Raw genomic sequence first — 22,800 nt, 5'->3', positions numbered from 1 at the left:
AAACCACCCAGAAGGGCCACCCCGTGACCTACCCGGGACCGCCCCGTCCGGTGCGGAACTCCGCCACACCCCTCGCGGAACTCGCCGGTCAGCTGGGTGTCACCGCACCGGACAGCACCGCCGAGGTCACGGGCGTCACCCATGACTCGCGGGCCGTCCGCCCCGGTGACCTGTACGCCGCCCTGCCCGGAGCCCGCGCCCACGGCGCCGACTTCGTCACCCAGGCCGCCGGCCTCGGCGCCGCCGCCGTGCTGACCGACCCGGCCGGCGCCGAGCGCGCCGCCGCCGCCGGTCTGCCCGCGCTCGTCGTCGACGACCCGCGCGCGCGGATGGGCGAGCTGGCCGCCACGATCTACGGCCACCCCGGCCGCGACCTCCTCCAGATCGGCATCACCGGCACCTCCGGCAAGACCACCACCGCCTACCTCGTCGAGGGCGGCCTGCGTACGGTGAAGTCCACCGGGCTGATCGGCACGGTCGAAATGCGCATCGGCGACGAGCGCATCAAGTCCGAGCGCACCACGCCCGAGGCCACCGACCTCCAGGCCCTGTTCGCGGTGATGCGCGAGCGCGGCACCGAGGCGGTCGCCATGGAGGTCTCCAGCCACGCCCTGGTGCTCGGCCGGGTCGACGCCTGCGTGTTCGACATCGCGGTCTTCACCAACCTCAGCCCGGAGCACATGGAGTTCCACTCCGGCATGGAGGACTACTTCCAGGCGAAGGCGCAGCTCTTCACGCCGAAGCGCAGCAGACTCGGCGTGGTCAACGTGGACGACGAGTACGGTCGCCGCCTCGCGAACGAGGCCACCGTCCCGGTCGTCACCTACTCCGCCGAGGGCCACCCCGACGCCGACTGGCGCGCCGACGAGGTCGAGGTCGGTCCGCTGGACTCGACGTTCACCGTGATCGGCCCCAAGGGCGAGCGGATCGCCGCCAAGTCGCCGCTGGCCGGCCCGTTCAACGTGGCGAACTCCCTCGCCGCGATCGTCGCCCTCGCCGCCGCCGGCCTCGACCCGCAGACCGCCGCCGACGGCGTCGCCGCGGTGCCGGGTGTGCCGGGCCGCCTGGAGCGGGTGGACGCGGGCCAGCCGTACCTCGCGGTCGTCGACTACGCCCACAAGACCGACGCGGTCGAGTCGGTCCTGCGCGCCCTGCGCAAGGTGACCGAGGGCAGGCTGCACGCCGTGCTGGGCTGCGGCGGCGACCGGGACACCACCAAGCGGCAGCCGATGGGCGCCGCCGTGGCCCGGTTCGCCGACACCGCCGTACTGACCTCCGACAACCCCCGCTCCGAGGACCCGCTCGCGATCCTCGCCACCATGCTCCAGGGCGCGGCGTCCGTGCCCGCGCACGAGCGCGGCGAGGTGCAGGTCTTCGAGGACCGGGCCGCCGCCATCGCCGCCGCCGTCGCCCGGGCCGAGCCCGGCGACACCGTGCTGGTGGCGGGCAAGGGCCACGAGCAGGGCCAGGACATCGCCGGGGTGGTCCGTCCGTTCGACGACCGCCAGGTGCTGCGCGAAGCCATCCAGAAGACCCAGGGATGAGATCCCGAATGATCCAGCCGATCCTGATCCTGATCCAGGGGACGAACTTGTGATCACCCTCTCTCTCGCCGAGATCGCAGAAGTCGTCGGCGGGCGGATGCACGACATACCGGACGCGTCCGCGCAGGTCACCGGGCCGGTCGTCCGGGACTCCCGGGAAGCGGGGCCCGGCAGCCTCTTCGTCGCCTTCGTCGGCGAGCGGGTGGACGGCCACGACTTCGCGCGGGCGGTCGTCGAGGCCGGCGCGGTGGCCGTGCTCGGCTCCCGCCCCGTCGGCGTGCCCGCGATCGTCGTGGACGACGTCCAGTCCGCCCTCGGCGCCCTCGCCCGGCACGTCGTACGACGCCTCGGCACCACCCTCGTGGCCCTCACCGGGTCCGCCGGCAAGACCAGCACCAAGGACCTCATCGCCCAGGTGCTGCGCCGCAAGGCGCCGACGGTCTTCACGCCCGGTTCCATGAACAACGAGGTCGGACTGCCGCTCACCGCGCTCACCGCCACCGAGGAGACGAAGTTCCTCGTGCTGGAGATGGGCGCCCGCGGCATCGGCCACATCCGCTACCTCTGCGAGCTGACCCCGCCGAAGGTCGGCCTGGTCCTCAACGTCGGCTCCGCGCACATCGGCGAGTTCGGCGGCCGGGAGCAGATCGCCCAGGCCAAGGGCGAACTGGTGGAATCCCTTCCGCCGGCCGAGGAGGGCGGCACCGCGATCCTCAACGCGGACGACGCCTTGGTACGGGCCATGGCCTCCCGAACGAAGGCGAAGGTGATCTTCTTCGGTGAGTCCGACGAAGCGGACGTTCGCGCCGAGAACGTGCGACTCACGGACACCGGACAGCCTTCCTTCAGGCTTCACACACCCTCCGGTGCAAGCGATGTGACCATGCGCCTGTACGGTGAGCACCACGTGTCGAACGCGCTCGCCGCGGCCGCCGTCGCCCACGAGTTGGGCATGTCCGCAGACGAGATCGCCACCGCGCTCTCCGAGGCGGGCTCCCTCTCCCGCTGGCGGATGGAGGTCACCGAGCGCCCGGACGGCGTGACGGTCGTCAACGACGCCTACAACGCGAACCCCGAGTCCATGAAGGCCGCGCTGCGTGCGCTGGTCGCCATGGGCAAGGGACGCCGCACGTGGGCGGTGCTCGGCAAGATGGCCGAGCTCGGGGACGAGGCGCTCGCCGAGCACGACGCGGTCGGACGGCTCGCCGTCCGGCTCAACGTCAGCAAGCTCGTCGCGGTCGGGGGCAGGGAAGCCCGCTGGCTGCAACTGGGCGCATATAACGAGGGTTCGTGGGGTGAGGAGTCGGTGCACGTGTCCGACGCACAGGCGGCGGTCGACCTGTTGCGCAGCGAGTTGCGCCCAGGGGACGTCGTACTCGTGAAGGCGTCCCGTTCGGTGGGTCTGGAGAGCGTCGCCGCGGCGCTGCTGGAGACCGGCGCCGAGGGTGAGGTCGCCGCCCGATGATGAAGCAGATCCTGTTCGCGGGAGTCATCGGCCTGTTCCTGACGCTGGTCGGCACGCCGCTGCTGATCAAGCTGCTGGCCCGCAAGGGCTACGGCCAGTACATCCGCGACGACGGACCGCGCGAGCACGCCAGCAAGCGCGGTACGCCGACCATGGGCGGCATCGCCTTCATCTTCGCCACGGTCGCGGCGTACTTCCTGGCCAAGGTGATCACCAGCTACCTGGACCCGGAGGCGGACGCGGCGCCGACCTTCTCGGGGCTGCTGGTGCTCGGCCTGATGGTGGGCATGGGCCTGGTCGGCTTCCTCGACGACTACATCAAGATCGTCAAGAGGCGTTCGCTGGGTCTGCGGGCCAAGGCGAAGATGGCCGGCCAGCTGATCGTCGGCATCGCCTTCGCCGTGCTCTCGCTCCAGTTCGCGGACAACCGCGGCAACACCCCGGCCTCCGACAAGCTGTCGTTCATCACCGACTTCGGCTGGTCGATCGGCCCGGTGCTGTTCGTCATCTGGGCGCTGTTCATGATCCTGGCGATGTCGAACGGCGTGAACCTGACCGACGGTCTGGACGGTCTGGCCACCGGCGCCTCCGTCCTGGTCTTCGGCGCCTACACCTTCATCGGCGTCTGGCAGTTCCAGGAGTCCTGCGCCAACGCGCTGACCCTGACCAACCCGGGCGCCTGCTACGAGGTGAGAGACCCGCTCGACCTCGCGGTGGTGTCGTCCGCGCTGATGGGTGCCTGCCTGGGCTTCCTGTGGTGGAACACCTCGCCGGCCAAGATCTTCATGGGCGACACCGGTTCGCTCGCGCTCGGCGGTGTGCTCGCGGGTCTGGCGATCTGCTCGCGCACCGAGCTGCTGATGGCCATCCTCGGCGGCCTGTTCGTCCTGATCACCATGTCGGTGGTCATCCAGGTCGGCTCCTTCCGCCTCACCGGCAAACGCGTCTTCCGGATGGCGCCACTCCAGCACCACTTCGAACTCAAAGGCTGGTCCGAAGTCCTTGTCGTGGTCCGCTTCTGGATCATCCAGGGCATCTGTGTGATCGTCGGACTGGGCATCTTCTACGCGGGATGGGCAGCGGACAAGTGACCGACTCCTCGGTGCCTTTCGAATTCCAGGGCAAGCACGTCACCGTCGCCGGGCTCGGCGTCTCCGGCGTCCCGGCGGCCAAGGTGCTGCACGGGCTCGGCGCGCGCGTGACCGTCGTCAACGACGGCGACGACGAGCGCGCGCGGGCGCAGGCGGCGGACCTGGAGGCGCTCGGCGTCACCGTGCGCCTCGGCGACGGGGACACGCTGCCCGACGGCACCGAGCTGATCGTCACCGCACCCGGCTGGAAGCCCACCAAGCCGCTGTTCACGGCGGCCGGGGAGGCCGGCGTCCCGGTCTGGGGCGACGTCGAACTGGCCTGGCGCCTGCGCGGCCCGGACGCCGCGCCCTGGCTCGCGGTCACCGGCACCAACGGCAAGACCACCACCGTCCAGATGCTCGCGTCGATCCTGAGGGCTGCGGGCCTGCGCACCGCCGCCGTCGGCAACATCGGCGTCTCGCTGCTGGACGCGGTCACCGGCGAGGAGGAGTACGACGTCCTGGCGGTGGAGCTGTCCAGCTACCAGCTCCACTGGGCGCCGTCCCTGCGCGCCCACTCGGCCGCCGTCCTCAACCTCGCCCCCGACCACCTCGACTGGCACGGCTCGATGGAGGCCTACGCGGCCGACAAGGGCCGTATCTACGAGGGCAATCGCGTCGCCTGCGTCTACAACGTCGCCGACAAGGCCACCGAGGACCTGGTCCGCGCGGCGGACGTCGAGGAGGGCTGCCGGGCGATCGGCTTCACCCTCGGCTCCCCGGCGCCCTCCCAACTCGGCGTCGTGGACGGCATCCTGGTCGACCGCGCCTTCGTGGCGGACCGGCACAAGAACGCCCAGGAGCTCGCCGAGGTCTCCGACGTCAACCCGCCGGCCCCGCACAACATCGCCAACGCCCTCGCCGCCGCCGCGCTCGCCCGCGCCTTCGGCGTCCCGGCCGCCGCCGTACGGGACGGACTGCGGGCCTTCACGCCCGACGCCCACCGCATCGCCCACGTCGCCGACGTGGACGGCGTGGCGTACGTGGACGACTCCAAGGCCACCAACACCCACGCCACCGAGGCATCCTTGGCGGCGTACGAGTCGATCGTCTGGATCGCCGGCGGACTGGCGAAGGGCGCGACCTTCGACGAACTGGTCGCGGGCGCCGCGAAGCGGCTGCGCGGCGCCGTCCTCATCGGCGCCGACCGCGCCCTGATCCGCGAAGCCCTGGCGCGACACGCCCCCCAGGTACCCGTGGTCGACCTCGACCGGACCGACACTGGGGCGATGCTCCAGGCCGTCCAGGAGGCCCAGCGACTCGCCCGGCCCGGTGACACGGTGCTGCTGGCCCCGGCCTGCGCCTCGATGGACATGTTCACCAACTACAACCAGCGCGGTGACGCGTTCGCGCAGGCCGTTCGCGAACTCGGCGCCTGACCCGGCCGCCTCCTGCGCCGGGTGACCTCGGGAGGACACGTGGGACGGTCCGTGCCGACGTACAGCGGAGGCAGCGATGCCCGGTAGTCCCCAGAGCCGTACCGGACGTCCGCCCGTGCAGCGGGCCGTCAAGCGGCCCGCCGCGCCGGGGCCGCGGCACGACAATCCCGTGCTGCGCCTGTACCACCGCCTGCGCCGGGCCTGGGACCGGCCGCTGACCGCGTACTACCTGATCTCCGGCGGCAGCGCGCTGATCACCGTGCTCGGCCTGGTGATGGTCTACTCGGCCTCCCAGATCACCGCGCTCCAGCTGTCGCTGCCCGGGTCGTACTTCTTCCGCAAGCAGTTCCTGGCCGCCCTGATCGGCGCCGGGCTCCTGCTGGCCGCCATGCGGATGCCGGTGAAGCTGCACCGCGCGCTGGCCTACCCGATCCTCGCCGGTGCCGTCTGCCTGATGATCCTGGTCCAGGTGCCCGGGATAGGAGTCGCGGTCAACGGGAACCAGAACTGGATCGCCCTGGGCGGCTCCTTCCAGATCCAGCCCAGCGAGTTCGGCAAGCTGGCCCTGGTGCTGTGGGGCGCGGACCTGCTGGCCCGCAAGCAGGACAGGCGGCTGCTGACGCAGTGGAAGCACATGCTGGTGCCGCTGGTGCCGGCGGCGTTCATGCTGCTCGGGCTGATCATGATCGGCGGCGACATGGGTACGGCGATCATCCTGACCGCCATCCTGTTCGGCCTGTTGTGGCTGGCGGGCGCGCCCACGCGGCTGTTCGCCGGTGTGCTGTCGATCGCCGTGCTGCTGGGCTTCATCCTCATCAAGACCAGCCCCAACCGCATGGCCCGGCTCAACTGCCTCGGTGCCACCGACCCCGGCCCGGGCGACGCCTGCTGGCAGGCCGTGCACGGCATCTACGCCCTCGCCTCGGGCGGGCTGTTCGGTTCCGGGCTCGGTGCCGGCGTGGAGAAATGGGGTCAACTCCCCGAAGCCCACACCGACTTCATCTTCGCCGTCACCGGTGAGGAACTGGGCCTGGCGGGGACGCTGTCGGTGCTCGCCCTCTTCGCGGCTCTAGGCTATGCGGGTATCCGCGTGGCCGGACGCACGGAGGACCCCTTCGTGAGGTATGCCGCGGGAGGCGTGACCACCTGGATCACGGCCCAGGCCGTGATCAACATCGGTGCGGTCCTCGGACTGCTGCCGATCGCCGGTGTCCCGCTCCCGCTGTTCTCCTACGGGGGTTCCGCCCTGTTGCCGACCATGTTCGCCATCGGACTGCTGATCGCCTTCGCGCGTGACGAGCCCGGTGCGCGGGCGGCGCTCGCGCTGCGGCAACCTCGCTTTGGTAGAAAGCGGGGGACCGGGGGCACCGGGTCCAAGAAGCGGAGCCCACGGAGTTGGAACACGATGCGACGGCGTGCCTCGGCGGCGCGTTCGTCCGGAGAGCGGTGAATTTCGGTGCATGTCGTACTCGCCGGCGGAGGAACCGCGGGCCACATCGAGCCCGCGCTCGCCCTCGCGGACGCCCTGCGCAGGCAGGATCCGACCGTGGGGATCACGGCCCTGGGCACGGAACGCGGCCTCGAGACCCGCCTCGTACCCGAGCGCGGGTACGAACTGGCGCTGATCCCGGCCGTACCGCTGCCGCGCAAGCCCACCCCCGAGCTGATCACCGTCCCGGGCCGGCTGCGCGGCACCATCAAGGCGGCCGAGCAGATCCTGGAGCGCACCAAGGCGGACGCCGTGGTCGGCTTCGGCGGCTACGTGGCGCTGCCCGGCTACCTCGCGGCCAAGCGGCTCGGCGTGCCGATCGTCATCCACGAGGCCAACGCCCGGCCCGGACTGGCCAACAAGATCGGCTCCCGGTACGCCGCCCAGGTCGCGGTCTCCACGCCCGACAGCAAGCTGCGCAACTCGCGCTACATCGGCATCCCGCTGCGCCGCTCCATCTCCACCCTGGACCGGGCCGCCGTACGCCCCGAGGCCCGCGCCGCGTTCGGCCTCGACCCCAACCTGCCCACGCTGCTGGTCTCCGGCGGTTCGCAGGGCGCCCGACGGCTCAACGAGGTCGTCCAGCAGGTCGCCCCCTGGCTCCAGCAGGCCGGCATCCAGATCCTGCACGCGGTCGGCCCCAAGAACGAACTGCCGCGGGTCCACCAGATGCCGGGGATGCCCCCGTACATCCCGGTAAGTTATCTGGACCGGATGGACCTCGCGTACGCCGCGGCCGACATGATGCTCTGCCGCGCGGGCGCGATGACCGTCGCCGAACTCTCCGCCGTCGGACTCCCGGCTGCCTACGTCCCGCTGCCCATCGGCAACGGCGAACAGCGGCTCAACGCGCAGCCGGTGGTCAAGGCCGGCGGCGGACTGCTGGTCGACGACGCGGAACTGACGCCCGAGTGGGTGCAGCACAACGTCCTGCCCGTGCTCGCCGACCCGCACCGGCTGTACGAGATGTCCCGCGCCGCCGCCGAGTTCGGCCGCCGGGACGCCGACGACCTCCTCGTCGGCATGGTGTACGAGGCGATCGCCGCCCGTGCGCACCGCTAGGAACGTGTGACGGAAGGCAGGGAACGTGGCCGGACCGACCACCGCGGAGCGCGGTGAACGCCAGCAGGAGTCGTCCGGCCCGCCCCGGACACGGCGGTTCGGCCCGCCCCGCCTTCGTACGATCATCATTCTCGCCGTCACCCTCGTGCTCGTCGCGGGCCTCACGGTCTGGCTGCTCTACGGCTCGAACTGGACCCGCGTGGAACGCGTGTCGGTCTCCGGCACGCGCGTTCTGACGCCCGCGCAGGTGCGCGAGGCGGCCGACGTGCCCGTCGGCGACCCGCTGATCTCCGTCGACACCGAGGCCATCGAGGCGCGGCTGCGCGCGAGGCTGCCCCGCATCGACGAAGTCGGCGTGGAGCGTTCCTGGCCGCACGGGATCGGGCTGAAAGTGACGGAACGCACTCCGGTTCTGATTGTCCAAAAGGGCCGGAACTTCGTGGAGGTGGACGAGGAAGGCGTCCGTTTCGCGACGGTTTCCCGGGCCCCGAAAGGCGTGCCCGAGCTGGAATTGAAGCCCGCCCGTTCCGGTTCCGCCGGGGCGAGCCTGCGCCGCTTCGGCGAGGACCGGCTGGTGCGGGAGGCGGTACGGGTGGCCGGCCGCCTGCCGGGCGCGGTCGCCCGCGACGCACGGGTCGTCAAGGTCCGTTCCTACGACGACATCTCACTGGAGCTGAGCGGCGGCCGGACCGTGGCCTGGGGGAGCGGAGAGTACGGCGAACGCAAGGCCCGCGCACTCACCGCGCTGATGAAAGCGACGCCCGACGCGCGGCACTTCGACGTGAGTGTCCCCACCGCGCCTGCGTCATCAGGGAGTTGACGGGCATACGTGCAGGCCAGCACCCTGGTTGGGCAGCGCTACGGCTGATCACATAGGGTGAAAAGAAAAACGGGAGGTTCGGCGTGTTCGTTGAACGTGCGCCACTTGTCGACTTAGTGTCCTGTTCAGAAGACTCCAAGGAACGGACACACTGGTAACCCTAAACTTCAGCGTTAGGGTTCGGGTCGGCGCTACGGACCGTCCCATTCGGCATCAGTCGGCGGAACACGGAGCAGCAGTGCTTCGGTGATCCGGCGACACGTAACTCGAGGCGAGAGGCCTTCGACGTGGCAGCACCGCAGAACTACCTCGCAGTCATCAAAGTCATCGGTGTCGGCGGCGGTGGTGTCAATGCCATCAACCGGATGATCGAGGTCGGTCTCAAGGGCGTCGAGTTCATCGCCATCAACACCGACGCGCAAGCTCTGTTGATGAGCGACGCCGACGTCAAGCTGGACGTCGGCCGCGAACTCACCCGCGGACTCGGCGCCGGAGCCAACCCGGCCGTCGGCCGCAAGGCGGCCGAGGACCACCGCGAGGAGATCGAGGAGGTCCTCAAGGGGGCCGACATGGTCTTCGTGACGGCCGGTGAAGGCGGCGGCACCGGCACCGGCGGCGCGCCCGTCGTGGCCAACATCGCCCGCTCGCTGGGCGCCCTCACCATCGGCGTGGTCACCCGCCCGTTCACCTTCGAGGGACGGCGCCGGGCCAACCAGGCCGAGGACGGCATCGCCGAGCTCCGCGAAGAGGTCGACACCCTCATCGTCATCCCCAACGACCGGCTGCTGTCCATCTCGGACCGCCAGGTCAGCGTGCTCGACGCGTTCAAGTCCGCCGACCAGGTGCTGCTGTCCGGTGTGCAGGGCATCACCGACCTCATCACCACGCCCGGCCTGATCAACCTGGACTTCGCCGACGTGAAGTCGGTCATGTCCGAGGCCGGTTCGGCCCTCATGGGCATCGGCTCGGCCCGCGGCGACGACCGCGCGGTGGCCGCGGCCGAGATGGCGATCTCCTCGCCGCTGCTCGAGGCGTCCATCGACGGCGCCCGCGGTGTGCTGCTCTCCATCTCCGGCGGCTCCGACCTCGGTCTGTTCGAGATCAACGAGGCCGCCCAGCTGGTCAGTGAGGCCGCCCACCCCGAGGCCAACATCATCTTCGGCGCGGTCATCGACGACGCCCTCGGCGACGAGGTCCGGGTCACCGTGATCGCGGCCGGCTTCGACGGGGGCCAGCCGCCGTCCAAGCAGCGGGACAACGTCCTCGGCGCCTCCTCCTCGGCCAAGCGCGAGGAGCCCACCCCGGCGCGGCAGAGCGAGAGCCGTCCGTCCTTCGGTTCGCTCGGCAGCGTCAAGCCGAAGGAGGAGCCGGAGCAGGCCCCCGCCCCGGAGCCGGTGAGCGACCTGCCGCCGGTCGCCCCGCCGCCGGTCCCGCCGTCCCGCACCTACTCGGACAGCGCGGCCGAGGAACTGGACGTGCCGGACTTCCTGAAGTGATAGGACAGCGCGACACCGTGAACGGCGCGCACTTCGGCTTCACCGACCGGTGGGGCGGAGTGAGCGCCGTTCCGTACGAGGAGCTCAACCTCGGCGGCGCGGTCGGCGACGACCCCGGCGCCGTGACGGCCAACCGGGAGCTGGCTGCCAAGTCGCTGGGCGTCGACCCGGCGCGGGTGGTCTGGATGAACCAGGTGCACGGCGCCGACGTCGCCGTCGTCGACGCGCCCTGGGGGGAGCGGCCGGTCCCGCGGGTCGACGCGGTCGTCACCGCCGAACGCGGTCTCGCGCTCGCCGTCCTGACCGCCGACTGCGTGCCGGTCCTGCTCGCCGACCCCGTCGCCGGTGTCGCCGCGGCGGCCCACGCGGGCCGGCCCGGCCTGGTCGCCGGGGTCGTCCCCGCCGCCGTACGCGCCATGACCGGACTGGGCGCCGACCCGGCCCGGATCGTCGCCCGCACCGGACCCGCCGTGTGCGGCCGGTGCTATGAGGTGCCCGAGGAGATGCGCGCCGAGGTGGCCGCCGCCGAACCGGGGGCGTACGCCGAGACGAGCTGGGGCACACCGGCGGTCGACGTGAGCGCCGGGGTGCACGCGCAGCTCGAACGGCTCGGGGTGCGCGACCGGGCGCAGTCGCCGGTGTGCACCCGGGAGTCGAAGGACCACTTCTCGTACCGACGCGACCGCACCACCGGGCGGCTCGCGGGCTATGTCTGGCTGGACTGATGGGGCATGACGGACCGTAAGCAGGAACTCGCCGAGAACCTGGCGAAAGTGGAGGAGCGACTCGCCGCGGCCTGCGCGGCGGCGGGTCGCCGCCGCGACGAGGTGACCCTCATCGTGGTCACCAAGACCTACCCGGCGGACGACGTCCGCGTCCTCGCCGGACTCGGCGTGCGCCACGTCGCCGAGAACCGCGACCAGGACGCGGCCCCCAAGGCCGCCGCATGCTCGGATCTGCCGCTTTCGTGGCATTTCGTCGGTCAGCTGCAGACCAACAAGGTGCGGTCCGTGGTCGGTTACGCCGACGTCGTGCAGTCCGTCGACCGTCCCAAGCTCGTCACGGCTCTGTCGAAGGAGGCGGTGCGGGCCGGGCGCGAGGTGGGGTGCCTGCTCCAGGTCGCACTCGACGCGGGAGAGGGCGGACGCGGTGAGCGGGGTGGCGTCGCGCCCGCCGGAATCGAAGAGTTGGCCGACCTCGTCGCCGGTGCGGAGGGTCTGCGGCTCGACGGTCTGATGACCGTGGCCCCGCTCACCGGCGAGTACGCGGGGCGCCCGCAGGCGGCGTTCGAGCGGCTCATGGATTTGTCGACCTGCGTGCGCCGAGCGCATCCGGCTGCGAACATGGTCTCCGCAGGGATGAGTGCGGACCTCGAACAGGCCGTGGCCGCCGGAGCGACACATGTGCGCGTCGGCACTGCGGTACTCGGAGTCCGACCCAGGCTCGGGTAACGTCGCCAAGAAGTCGGACCACAGCAGAAAATATGGTCATTACCGCCGAAAGGCGGACGCAACGACCTCGTGGATCGCGGGCATTTGGCAGTCGTCAGCCGATCCACCACAGAGCGGAGGACTCAGAGCATGGCCGGCGCGATGCGCAAGATGGCGGTCTACCTCGGCCTCGTGGAGGACGATGGGTACGACGGCCGGGGGTTCGACCCCGACGACGACTTCGAACCGGAACTGGACCCGGAGCCCGAGCGGGACCACCGGCGGCACGAGCCGGCACACCAGTCGCACGGCTCACATCAGCCCCAAAGGGACGAAGAGGTACGAGTCGTCCAACCGCCCCCGCAGCGCGAGCCGGTGCCACGTTCCGCTTCGCTCGCGGCGGAATCCGGCCGCCCGGCGCGTATCGCGCCCGTGGCATCCATCACACAAGAACGCGCAAGCCTGGAAAAGAGCGCACCGGTCATCATGCCCAAGGTCGTGTCCGAACGAGAGCCCTACCGGATCACCACACTTCACCCCCGGACCTACAACGAGGCCCGTACCATCGGGGAACACTTCCGTGAGGGCACTCCAGTGATCATGAATCTCACTGAGATGGATGACACAGATGCGAAGCGACTTGTCGACTTTGCGGCGGGTTTGGTGTTTGGTCTTCACGGCAGTATCGAGCGGGTGACGCAGAAGGTGTTCCTGCTGTCTCCTGCTAACGTCGATGTCACGGCGGAGGACAAGGCCCGCATCGCAGAGGGCGGGTTCTTCAACCAGAGCTGAGACGCACAACCGGTACAGAGCAAGAACACGGACCCGACAACGGGTCCGAGAGATGGTTCAGGGGAGAGGGAAGCACAGGTCATGAGCGTGGTCCTGGATGTCGTCTACATCGCGCTGATGTGCTTCCTCATCGTGCTCATCTTCCGGTTGGTCATGGACTACGTCTTCCAGTTCGCCCGCTCGTGGCAACCCGGCAAGGCGATGGTGGTCGTTCTGGAGGCCACCTACACTGTCACCGATCCACCGTTGAAGCTTCTGCGGCGATTCATCCCGCCGCTGCGTCTCGGGGGCGTGGCGCTCGACCTGTCCTTCTTCGTACTGATGATCATCGTCTACATCCTGATCTCGATCGTGAGCCGGCTGTGAGCGATGAGAGAGATACGGGCTTGCCGAATGCCGACGACAACGTTGAGGTGAAGAGATGCCGTTGACCCCCGAGGACGTGCGGAACAAGCAGTTCACGACCGTCCGCCTCCGAGAAGGCTATGACGAGGACGAGGTCGATGCCTTCCTCGACGAGGTCGAAGCCGAACTGACCCGGCTGCTCCGCGAGAACGAGGACCTGCGCGCCAAGCTGGCCGCGGCGACGCGCGCGGCCGCGCAGAACCAGCAGAACATGCGCAAGCCTCCCGAGCCGCCCCAGGATCAGCAGCCTCCGCAGCACCAGCAGCACCCGCAGCAGCAGGGGATGCCGCAGCAGGGCATGCGAGGTCCCGGCGCTCCGGTGCCCGCCGGCATATCGGGCCCGCCGCAGCAGCAGATGGGTGGCCCCATGGGTGGCCCGCCCCAGCTGCCGAGCGGTGCCCCGCAGCTGCCCGCCGGCCCCGGCGGTCAGGGTGGTCCGCAGGGACCCGGCCCGATGGGCCAGGGTCCGGGACCGATGGGCCAGGGCGGCCCCGGTCCGATGCAGGGCCAGATGGGCCCCGGCCCGATGGGCGGCCCCATGGGCGGTCCGCAGGGTCACGGTGGCCCCGGCATGCCCGGTCAGGGCGGCCCCGGCGGCGACAGTGCCGCCCGTGTCCTCTCGCTGGCCCAGCAGACCGCCGACCAGGCGATCGCCGAGGCCCGTTCCGAGGCCAACAAGATCGTCGGCGAGGCGCGTTCGCGTGCCGAGGGTCTGGAGCGGGACGCCCGTGCCAAGGCCGACGCCCTGGAGCGGGACGCGCAGGAGAAGCACCGCGTGGCGATGGGCTCCCTGGAGTCCGCGCGCGCCACGCTGGAGCGCAAGGTCGAGGACCTGCGCGGCTTCGAGCGCGAGTACCGGACGCGACTGAAGTCGTACCTGGAGTCCCAGCTGCGTCAGCTGGAGACCCAGGCCGACGACTCGCTCGCCCCGCCGCGTACGCCCGCGACGGCCTCTCTGCCGCCGTCCCCGGCGCCCTCGATGGCTCCGGCCGGCGCGAGTGCCCCGTCCTACGGCGGCAACCAGTCGATGGGCGGCGGTCCGAGCCAGTCCGGTCCGTCCTACGGCGGCCAGCAGCAGATGTCGCCGGCGATGACCCAGCCGATGGCGCCGGTGCGGCCGCAGGGGCCGTCGCCGATGGGGCAGGCGCCCTCGCCGATGCGCGGGTTCCTGATCGACGAGGACGACAACTGACGCACGGTAGTACGGCGTAGTCGTCGGCAGCGTTCAGGGCGGGCCCCGGGTTTCTGACCCGGGGCCCGCCCTTTTGCCGTGCGCGCTGTCGGGTGCGGGGCGTTGGTGTGGACCGCGGGTGGGTGGAGGCACGGCTGCCCGCAGCTATGCGAAAGGGGCCCGCATCCCCGTCCAGGGATGCGGGCCCCTCGGCCGTCTTCCGTCGGTTACCGCTTGCGCAGGCGGAACGTCAGGGTCAGGCCCTCGTCCGTGAACGGCTCCCCGTACGTGTCGTCGGCCTCGCCCTGGGCGAAGTCCGTGGCGAGGACCTCGTCGGAGATCAGGCCCGCGTGGTCGGTCAGGGCGGCGATCGTCGCCGGGTCCGTGGCCGTCCAGCACAGGGCGATGCGGTCGGCGACGTCGAGGCCGCTGTTCTTGCGGGCCTCCTGGATCAGGCGGATCGCGTCCCGGGCGAGGCCCGCGCGGCGCAGCTCCTCCGTGATCTCCAGGTCCAGCGCCACCGTCGCGCCCGAGTCGGAGGCGACCGACCAGCCCTCGCGCGGCGTCTCCGTGATGATCACCTCGTCGGGAGCGAGGGTGACCGTCTCACCGTCGACCTCCACCGAGGCGGTGCCTTCGCGCAGGGCGAGGGAGAGCGCCGCGGCGTCCGCGTTCGCGACGGACTTCGCGACGTCCTGGACGCGCTTGCCGAACCGCTTGCCCAGGGCCCGGAAGTTGGCCTTGGCGGTCGTGTCGACCAGGGAACCGCCGACCTCGCTCAGCGACGCGAGGGACTCGACGTTCAGCTCCTCCGTGATCTGCGTGCGCAGCTCGGGGGAGAGGGCGTCGAAACCGCTCACGCCGATCAGCGCGCGGCTGAGCGGCTGGCGGGTCTTGACGCCGGACTCCGCGCGCGTGGCGCGGCCCAGCTCGACCAGGCGGCGGACCAGGACCATCTGCCTCGACAGCTCGGGGTCGATCGCCGAAAGGTCGGCCTCCGGCCACGAGGACAGGTGCACCGACTCCGGCGCGCCCGGGGTGACCGGCACGACCAGGTCCTGCCAGACCCGCTCGGTGATGAACGGGGTCAGCGGGGCCATCAGCTTGGTGACCGTCTCGACGACCTCGTGCAGCGTGCGCAGCGCGGCCTTGTCGCCCTGCCAGAAGCGGCGGCGGGAACGGCGGACGTACCAGTTGGACAGGTCGTCGACGAACGCGGACAGCAGCTTGCCGGCGCGCTGGGTGTCGTAGGCGTCCAGCGCCTGGGTGACCTGGTCGGTGAGCGCGTGCAGCTCGGACAGCAGCCAGCGGTCGAGCACCGGGCGGTCGGCCGGCGCCGGGTCGGCCTCGCTCGGCGCCCAGCCCGTGGTGCGGGCGTACAGGGCCTGGAAGGCGACCGTGTTCCAGTAGGTGAGGAGCGTCTTGCGGACGACCTCCTGGATGGTGCCGTGGCCGACCCGGCGGGCCGCCCAGGGGGAGCCGCCGGCCGCCATGAACCAGCGGACCGCGTCCGCGCCGTGCCGGTCCATCAGCGGGATGGGGTCGAGGGTGTTGCCCAGGTGCTTGGACATCTTGCGGCCGTCCTCGGCGAGGATGTGGCCGAGGCAGACGACGTTCTCGTAGGACGACTTGTCGAAGACCAGGGTGCCGACCGCCATCAGCGTGTAGAACCAGCCGCGGGTCTGGTCGATGGCCTCGCAGATGAACTGCGCCGGGTACCGGCTCTCGAACAGTTCCTTGTTCTTGTGCGGGTAGCCCCACTGCGCGAACGGCATCGAACCCGAGTCGTACCAGGCGTCGATGACCTCGGGCACGCGCACCGCTTCGAGGGAGCAGCCCTCGTGGGTGCAGGTGAAGGTGACGTCGTCGATGTAGGGGCGGTGCGGGTCGAGGGCCGACTGGTCGGTGCCGGACAGCTCGGTCAGCTCCGCGCGGGAGCCGACGCAGGTGAGGTGGTCGTCCTCGCAGCGCCAGATGGGCAGCGGCGTGCCCCAGTAGCGGTTGCGGGAGAGCGCCCAGTCGATGTTGTTGTTCAGCCAGTCGCCGTACCGGCCGTGCTTGACCGAGTCGGGGAACCAGTTGGTGCCCTCGTTCTCCTGGAGGAGACGGTCCTTGATCGCCGTGGTGCGGATGTACCAGGACGGCTGCGCGTAGTACAGCAGCGCGGTGTGGCAGCGCCAGCAGTGCGGGTAGCTGTGCTCGTACGGGATGTGCTTGAAGAGCAGGCCCCGGGTGTCCAGGTCCTCGGTCAGCTGCTCGTCGGCCTTCTTGAAGAAGACGCCGCCGACCAGCGGGAGGCCCTCCTCGAAGGTGCCGTCCGGGCGGACCGGGTTGACCACGGGCAGGCCGTAGGCGCGGCAGACCTTGAGGTCGTCCTCACCGAAGGCGGGGGACTGGTGGACCAGACCGGTGCCGTCCTCGGTGGTGACGTAGTCGGCGTTCACCACGTAGTGGGCGGGCTCCGGGAACTCCACCAGCTCGAACGGGCGCTGGTACGTCCAGCGCTCCATCTCGGCGCCGGTGAAGGACTGGCCGGTGGTCTCCCAGCCCTCGCCGAGGGCCTTCTCCACCAGCGGCTCGGCGACGACCAGCTTCTCCGTGCCTTCCGGGCCCTTCGTCGCGACGACGTAGGTGACCTCGGGGTGGGCCGCCACCGCCGTGTTGGAGACCAGCGTCCAGGGGGTGGTCGTCCAGATCAGGAGCGCGGCCTCGCCGGCCAGCGGGCCGGAGGTCAGCGGGAAGCGGACGTAGACGGACGGGTCGACGACCGTCTCGTAGCCCTGGGCCAGCTCGTGGTCGGACAGGCCGGTGCCGCAGCGGGGGCACCAGGGGGCGACGCGGTGGTCCTGGACCAGCAGGCCCTTGTCGAAGATCTCCTTCAGCGACCACCAGACGGACTCGATGTACTCGGGGTCCATCGTGCGGTACGGGTCCTGGAGGTCGGCCCAGTAGCCCATGCGCGTGGTGAGCGCCTCGAAGGCGTCGGTGTGGCGGGTCACCGACTCGCGGCACTTGTCGTTGAACTCGGCGATGCCGTACGCCTCGATGTCCTGCTTGCCGGAGAAGCCCAGCTCCTTCTCCACGGCCAGCTCCACCGGGAGGCCGTGGCAGTCCCAGCCGGCCTTGCGGCCCACGTGGTAGCCGCGCATGGTGCGGAAGCGGGGGAAGACGTCCTTGAAGACGCGCGCTTCGATGTGGTGGGCGCCCGGCATGCCGTTGGCGGTGGGCGGGCCCTCGTAGAACACCCACTCGGGGCGGCCCTCGGACTGCTCCAGGCTCTTGGCGAAGATCTTCTGCTCGCGCCAGAAGTCGAGCACCGCGTGTTCGAGCGCGGGCAGGTCGACCTGGGCGGGCACCTGGCGGTACTGCGGCTGCGTATTCAACGAGCTTCCTCCGGCGGACGTGCTGCCTTCCGTCGGAGGGACGAGAGCCGTGCTCCCGCGGTACCACCCTCCTTGGCTCCCCGGCGCGTCGTGTGCGCCGGTCAGCCCCCTCATTGGGGTCGCGAACCGGTTCTACTCGCCCGGGCGGACCTGCCAGGGCTTTCTTCCGGCGGCTCCGGGGTGATCTTCACGTCGCGCTCACCCCCGGGCTCACACCGTCCCCGGGTCGCTCTGGGCTGCGTACGCCGCTACTCGTCCCCATCCACGCTTTCCGCTGCGCCCAGTGTACGGCGCCCCGCGGACAGCGGCCGACCGGTTTTCGCGCGGAGGGGGAGTGACCCGAATGCCGCCGCCGGGCGACCGGCTCACCGTGGCCCGGCCGGGCCCCGGGCCCTGCGGATTACCGGGCGGGGAGCTGGGCACAACGCAGGCATGCTCGGCGTGTGGCGCGCGGTGGGCGGGCGAGTCGGGCGGCGTGCCCCGTTGCCGCGGGACCCGAGTCGATTTATCGTCCCAGCACGATTCACGAGCAAGATCACAATATGTGAAGGGGTCGCGGCATGGTGGCGAAGAAGACCGCCGTACAGCAGTCCGAGGCGGCTGCGAGGAAGACCGCGGCCAAGAGGACGACGGCCGCGAAGAAGGGCACCGAGGACGAGGGCACCGCGCGGCAGGCCCCGGCGGAGAAGAGCGCCGCGAAGAAGAGCGCCGCGGAGAAGAGCGCCGCGAAGAGGAGTCCGGCGAAGAAGGCGGCGGCCGAGAAGGCGGCGGCCGAGAAGAGCACGGCGAAGAAGAGCACGGCGAAGAAGAGCACGGCGAAGAAGAGCACGTCCAAGAAGGTGGGCGCGGCGCAGGCCGCGGAGCAGACGGGAGCCACGACGGTGGTTGCGAAGAAGACTCCTGGCACGGCCACGGCGGCCAAGACCGCCGTTCCCAAGGCGCGCGGCGCCGCCGCCGACCCCGGCGACCTCGCGGTACGTCCCGGCGAAGAGCCCTGGACCCCGGAAGAGGTCGAGGCGGCGCGCGGGGAGCTGCAGTCCGAGGCCGACCGGTTGCGCACCGAGATCGACTCCTCCGAGCGCTCGCTCCAGGGCATGATGCGGGACTCCGGCGACGGTGCGGGCGACGACGAGGCGGACACCGGCAGCAAGAACATCACGCGTGAGCACGAACTGGCGCTGGCGGCCACCGCGCGCGAGGTGCTCACCCAGACCGAGCGCGCCCTGGAACGCCTGGACGCGGGCACCTACGGCCTGTGCGAGAACTGCGGCAACCCCATCGGCAAGGCGCGCATGCAGGCCTTCCCGAGGGCCACCCTGTGCGTCGAGTGCAAGCAGAAGCAGGAGAGGCGGTCCTGATCCGGCGTCGTTCCGCCCCCGTACGCGTCCTGAGCACGTACGGGGCGGAAGGCGTGCCGTACCCTCGTCCTCAGTCAGGTACCTAGGCTGAGGGACTCACGTGGCAGAGGCGGAGCGCATCATCGGTACGCCGGACACCCCGGACGCGGCGGGGGACGGGCAGGAGCGGCCCGACGCCGAGCAGGAGCGGCCCCCGGAGCGCCCGCGGGGCAGGCGGCGCGTCGCCGTGCTGTTCGCGGTGGCCGCGTTCGCGTACGCCCTCGACCTGGTCAGCAAGATGATCGTGGTCGCCAAGCTGGAGCACCAGGAGCCCATCGAGATCGTCGGTGACTGGCTGCGGTTCGTGGCGATCCGCAACGCGGGCGCGGCCTTCGGCTTCGGCGAGGCCTTCACCGTGATCTTCACGGTGATCGCGGCGGTCGTGATCGTCGTGATCGCCCGTCTCGCGCGCAAGCTCTACAGCCTGCCGTGGGCGATCGCGCTCGGCATGCTGCTCGGCGGCGCGCTCGGCAACCTCACCGACCGGATCTTCCGCGCGCCCGGCGTGTTCGAGGGCGCGGTCGTGGACTTCATCGCTCCCAAGCACTTCGCCGTCTTCAACCTCGCCGACTCGGCGATCGTCTGCGGCGGCATCCTGATCGTGATCCTCTCCTTCCGGGGCCTGGACCCGGACGGGACCGTCCACAAGGATTGAGCGCGCGGTCGGGAGTGTCCGACCCGTCCGGCATACTCGACGGGGTGAGCACGCTTCCCGAGATCCGTACCCTGCCCGTGCCCGACGGCCTGGAGGGCGAGCGCGTCGACGCCGCCATCTCCCGCATGTTCGGCTTCTCCCGTACCAAGGCCGCGGAGCTCGCCGCGGCGGGCAAGGTGCAGGTCGACGGATCGGTGGTCGGCAAGTCCGAGCGGGTCCAGGGCGGCGCCTGGCTGGAGGTCGAGATGCCGCAGGCGCCCGCACCGGTGCAGGTGGTCGCCGAGCCCGTCGAGGGCATGGAGATCGTGCACGACGACGAGGACATCGTCGTGATCGTCAAGCCCGTCGGTGTCGCCGCCCACCCCTCGCCCGGCTGGAGCGGACCGACGGTCATCGGCGGACTGGCCGCCGCCGGGTACCGCATCTCCACCTCCGGTGCCGCCGAGCGCCAGGGCATCGTGCACCGCCTGGACGTGGGCACCTCCGGCCTGATGGTGGTGGCGAAGTCGGAGCGGGCGTACACCTCGCTCAAGCGCCAGTTCAAGGAGCGCACGGTCGACAAGCGCTACCACACGCTCGTGCAGGGCCACCCCGACCCCACCAGCGGCACCATCGACGCCCCCATCGGCCGCCACCCCCAGCACGACTACAAGTGGGCCGTGACCGCCGAGGGCAAGCCCTCCGTCACGCACTACGACCTCATCGAGGCCTTCCGCGCCGCCTCCCTGCTCGACGTGAAGCTGGAGACCGGCCGCACCCACCAGATCCGCGTCCACATGGCCGCCCACCGCCACCCCTGCGTCGGCGACCTGACCTACGGCGCCGACCCGACGCTCGCCAAGCGGCTGGGGCTGACCCGTCAGTGGCTGCACGCCGTCCGGCTCGGCTTCGAGCACCCCGGCGACGGACAGTGGGTGGAGTACGCCAGCGAGTACCCCGAGGACCTCCAGCAGGCCCTCGACCGGGTCCGTGAGGAGACCTACGCGTGAGCGCCGCACCCGCGCGTGAGCTGTCGTACGCGGTGCGGGTCGCCGCCGGCCCCGCCGACCGGGAGATGTGCTTCGCGGTGCGCAAGGACGTCTTCGTGGCCGAGCAGCAGGTCCCCGAGGACATCGAGTACGACGCGTACGACGCCGCCGCCGTGCACGTCCTGGCGGTGCGCGAGGACGGCGTACCGCTGGGCACCGGCCGGCTGCTGCACGGCGAGGCCGCCGCGGCGAAGACCGGCGGTGACCCGGCCGTCGGCTCCCTGGGGCGGCTCGCGGTGACCGCGACGGCCCGCGGACTGGGCGTCGGGGCGGCGCTGGTGCGGGCCGTGGAGGAGGCCGCACGCGCGCGCGGGCTGACCGCGGTGGACCTGCACGCGCAGACCCACGCCCTGGGTTTCTACGAGCGGCTGGGGTACGAGGCCTACGGGCCCGAGTTCCCCGACGCCGGGATACCCCACCGCGCGATGCGGCGCGCCCTGTAGCCAGAGCGGGCCGACCGGCTGGTGGGACCGGTGACGTGGCAGGCTTGAGGTCCGCCGTGTGAACGCCGAGACCCCACCGGAGCGGTGACCGTGGATCAGTTGGGCCTGCTGTTCGTGCTGCTGCTCGGGGCCCTGCTCAGCGTCCCGCTCGGCGACCGGCTCCGGCTCCCGGCGCCGGTTTTGATGACGGTGTTCGGGATCGTCCTGGCGCTGCTCGACTTCGTGCCCGACGTCGACATCCCGCCCGAGCTGATCCTGCCCGCGCTGCTGCCGCCGCTGCTGTACGCGGCCGTGCGGCGCACGTCCTGGCGGCAGTTCGCGGCCAACCGGCGCCCGATCTTCCTGCTCGCGGTCGCGCTGGTCTTCGTCACCATGACCTGTGTGGCCGCCGTGGCGCACGCGATCGTGCCGGGGCTGCCGATCGCCGCCGCCTTCGCGCTGGGCGCGCTGGTGGCGCCGCCCGACCCGGTCGCGGCGACCGCCGTCGCCGGTCAGCTGGGACTGCCGCGCCGCCTGGTGTCCATCCTGGAGGGCGAGGGGCTGTTCAACGACGTCACGGCCATCGTGCTGTACCACGTGGCCATCGCCGCGGCCGTCAGCGGCACCTTCTCGCCCTGGGCGGCGGGGCGCGACCTGGTGCTCTCCGCGGTCGTCGCCGTGGCCGTGGGGCTCGCGCTGGGCTGGGGCGCCAACAAGCTCATGGCCGTGCTGGGGGACCCGACCCTGCAGATCGGCCTGACCCTGCTGGTGCCGTTCGTGAGCTACGTCGCGGCGGACGAACTGCACGGCTCGGGGGTGCTCGCCGTGCTCACCACCGCGATGTTCCTCGCCGAGTACGCCTCCGACGCCGACGACGTGATGACCCGGCTCGCCGGGCACACGGTCTGGGACGTCGTCGACACCCTGGTCACCGGCGTCGCCTTCGGCCTGATCGGGCTGGAGCTGCACAACGCGATCCGCACGGCCTCCGGCCGCTGGGCGGAGCTGCTCGGCTGGGCGGCGGCCATCAGCGCCGTGGTGATCCTGGTCCGGCTGCTGTGGCTGCTGCCGGCCACCTGGCTGACCCGGCGGCTGCACGCCAGGCGGGACCACGACGAGGACATCCCGACGAGCTGGCGGGAGACGGTCGTCATGTGGTGGGCGGGGATGCGCGGCGTCGCCTCGGTCGCGCTGGCCCTGGCGATCCCGCTGGAGACGGACGACGGGGCCGCCTTCCCGCACCGGGACGAGATCGTCTTCGTCTCCTTCGGGGTGATCCTGGTGACCCTCCTGCTGCAGGGGCTGACACTGCCCTGGCTGGTGGGCCGGCTCGGCGTCCGGGCGGACACCGAGCGGGAGAAGGACTACGAGAAGGGACTGGCCGTGCGTGCCGCCAAGGCGGCCAAGCGGCGGCTGAAGGAGATCGAGTCGGTCGAGGAACTCCCGGACGAACTCCTGGAACAGATGCTGCGCCGCGCGTACGACATCGGGATACGGATCAGCCCCGACCTCGTCGACGAGGAGCGGCGCGAGGCACAGGAGCAGCGGACGCGACGGATCAAGCGCGTCCGGCGCATCCAGGGCGAGATGCTGAGCGCCGCCCGCCACGAGGTGCTGGCGGCCCGCAGCGAACCCGGCGCCGATCCGGAGATCGTCGACCGGGTCCTGCGCCACTTGGACGTGCGCAGCCTGCGCTGAGGCCGCCTACCGCCTTCCCGCCTTCCGCCTCCGT

Annotated in this window: 19 protein-coding genes; 18 read left to right on the top strand and 1 reads right to left on the bottom strand. The window is 71.1% G+C overall.

The genetic code is table 11. The features are described 5' to 3' along the window. Positions 1–23 precede the first annotated feature (23 nt). From ACFIF2_RS17675 to divIVA, 13 genes are all read left to right on the top strand, one after another. Positions 24–1,544, top strand: a complete 1,521-nt coding sequence (locus tag ACFIF2_RS17675; protein WP_395573914.1) for a UDP-N-acetylmuramoyl-L-alanyl-D-glutamate--2,6-diaminopimelate ligase — start codon at positions 24–26, stop codon at positions 1,542–1,544. A gap of 49 nt (positions 1,545–1,593) precedes the next feature. Then, positions 1,594–3,009 carry a UDP-N-acetylmuramoyl-tripeptide--D-alanyl-D-alanine ligase gene (murF, locus tag ACFIF2_RS17670; RefSeq protein ID WP_395573610.1) on the top strand — a complete coding sequence of 472 codons (1,416 nt, stop codon included), beginning with the start codon at positions 1,594–1,596 and terminating at the stop codon, positions 3,007–3,009. Beyond that, a complete protein-coding gene (gene mraY, locus ACFIF2_RS17665; RefSeq protein WP_395573912.1) occupies positions 3,009–4,100 on the top strand; it encodes a phospho-N-acetylmuramoyl-pentapeptide-transferase in 1,092 nt (363 codons plus the stop codon). The genes murF and mraY overlap by 1 nt, the downstream gene beginning before the upstream one ends. Positions 4,101–4,111: 11 nt before the next feature. Then, entirely contained in the window at positions 4,112–5,518 is a 1,407-nt protein-coding gene (gene murD / locus ACFIF2_RS17660) for a UDP-N-acetylmuramoyl-L-alanine--D-glutamate ligase (protein ID WP_395573609.1), read from the top strand. A gap of 76 nt (positions 5,519–5,594) precedes the next feature. Beyond that, positions 5,595–6,968, top strand: coding sequence for a putative lipid II flippase FtsW (gene ftsW / locus ACFIF2_RS17655; RefSeq protein ID WP_395573608.1), 1,374 nt, complete (start codon positions 5,595–5,597; stop codon positions 6,966–6,968). A gap of 6 nt (positions 6,969–6,974) precedes the next feature. Beyond that, the gene (gene murG / locus ACFIF2_RS17650; RefSeq protein ID WP_395573607.1) at positions 6,975–8,069 is read left to right on the top strand and encodes an undecaprenyldiphospho-muramoylpentapeptide beta-N-acetylglucosaminyltransferase; all 1,095 of its coding nucleotides are present in this window, start codon (positions 6,975–6,977) and stop codon (positions 8,067–8,069) included. Between the two features lie 25 nt (positions 8,070–8,094). Continuing rightward, complete coding sequence (gene ftsQ, locus ACFIF2_RS17645) at positions 8,095–8,889, top strand: cell division protein FtsQ (RefSeq protein WP_395573606.1); 795 nt, start codon at positions 8,095–8,097, stop codon at positions 8,887–8,889. A gap of 287 nt (positions 8,890–9,176) precedes the next feature. Then, positions 9,177–10,385 (top strand): cell division protein FtsZ, encoded by a 1,209-nt coding sequence (gene ftsZ, locus ACFIF2_RS17640; RefSeq protein ID WP_395573605.1) that lies wholly within the window; start codon positions 9,177–9,179, stop codon positions 10,383–10,385. Continuing rightward, a complete protein-coding gene (pgeF, locus tag ACFIF2_RS17635; RefSeq protein ID WP_395573604.1) occupies positions 10,382–11,110 on the top strand; it encodes a peptidoglycan editing factor PgeF in 729 nt (242 codons plus the stop codon). Before ftsZ ends, pgeF begins: the two co-directional genes overlap by 4 nt. Before the next feature lie 6 nt (positions 11,111–11,116). Continuing rightward, positions 11,117–11,836 (top strand): YggS family pyridoxal phosphate-dependent enzyme, encoded by a 720-nt coding sequence (locus ACFIF2_RS17630; protein WP_395573603.1) that lies wholly within the window; start codon positions 11,117–11,119, stop codon positions 11,834–11,836. Positions 11,837–11,965: 129 nt separating this feature from the next. Further along, on the top strand, positions 11,966–12,607 hold the full coding sequence (sepF, locus tag ACFIF2_RS17625; protein ID WP_395573602.1) for a cell division protein SepF: 642 nt from the start codon (positions 11,966–11,968) through the stop codon (positions 12,605–12,607). A gap of 81 nt (positions 12,608–12,688) precedes the next feature. Beyond that, complete coding sequence (locus tag ACFIF2_RS17620; RefSeq protein WP_007448661.1) at positions 12,689–12,973, top strand: YggT family protein; 285 nt, start codon at positions 12,689–12,691, stop codon at positions 12,971–12,973. Between the two features lie 55 nt (positions 12,974–13,028). Continuing rightward, positions 13,029–14,204 (top strand): apical growth/hyphal branching protein DivIVA, encoded by a 1,176-nt coding sequence (gene divIVA, locus ACFIF2_RS17615; RefSeq protein ID WP_395573600.1) that lies wholly within the window; start codon positions 13,029–13,031, stop codon positions 14,202–14,204. Positions 14,205–14,410: 206 nt separating this feature from the next. Here the strand turns inward: divIVA and ileS are convergent, their stop codons facing one another. Then, complete coding sequence (gene ileS / locus ACFIF2_RS17610; protein ID WP_395573599.1) at positions 14,411–17,566, bottom strand: isoleucine--tRNA ligase; 3,156 nt, start codon at positions 17,564–17,566, stop codon at positions 14,411–14,413. Positions 17,567–18,126: 560 nt separating this feature from the next. On the opposite strand from ileS, the gene ACFIF2_RS17605 reads away from it, so the two are divergent. From ACFIF2_RS17605 to ACFIF2_RS17585, 5 genes are all read left to right on the top strand, one after another. Further along, positions 18,127–18,924 carry a TraR/DksA C4-type zinc finger protein gene (locus ACFIF2_RS17605; RefSeq protein WP_395573598.1) on the top strand — a complete coding sequence of 266 codons (798 nt, stop codon included), beginning with the start codon at positions 18,127–18,129 and terminating at the stop codon, positions 18,922–18,924. Positions 18,925–19,024: 100 nt separating this feature from the next. Next, on the top strand, positions 19,025–19,618 hold the full coding sequence (gene lspA, locus ACFIF2_RS17600) for a signal peptidase II (protein ID WP_395573597.1): 594 nt from the start codon (positions 19,025–19,027) through the stop codon (positions 19,616–19,618). Between the two features lie 44 nt (positions 19,619–19,662). After that, positions 19,663–20,607 (top strand): RluA family pseudouridine synthase, encoded by a 945-nt coding sequence (locus tag ACFIF2_RS17595; RefSeq protein WP_395573596.1) that lies wholly within the window; start codon positions 19,663–19,665, stop codon positions 20,605–20,607. Further along, complete coding sequence (locus ACFIF2_RS17590) at positions 20,604–21,089, top strand: GNAT family N-acetyltransferase (protein WP_395573595.1); 486 nt, start codon at positions 20,604–20,606, stop codon at positions 21,087–21,089. The genes ACFIF2_RS17595 and ACFIF2_RS17590 overlap by 4 nt, the downstream gene beginning before the upstream one ends. A 90-nt stretch (positions 21,090–21,179) precedes the next feature. Further along, on the top strand, positions 21,180–22,766 hold the full coding sequence (locus ACFIF2_RS17585) for a Na+/H+ antiporter (protein WP_395573594.1): 1,587 nt from the start codon (positions 21,180–21,182) through the stop codon (positions 22,764–22,766). Positions 22,767–22,800: the final 34 nt, after the last annotated feature.

The sequence above is a fragment of the Streptomyces sp. BK79 genome (assembly GCF_044142145.1).
In the GTDB taxonomy this organism is placed as follows: Bacteria; Actinomycetota; Actinomycetes; order Streptomycetales; family Streptomycetaceae; genus Streptomyces.
The sequence above is the reverse complement of the archived record's forward strand: the minus strand, read 5'-3'. Positions and strand labels throughout refer to the sequence as shown.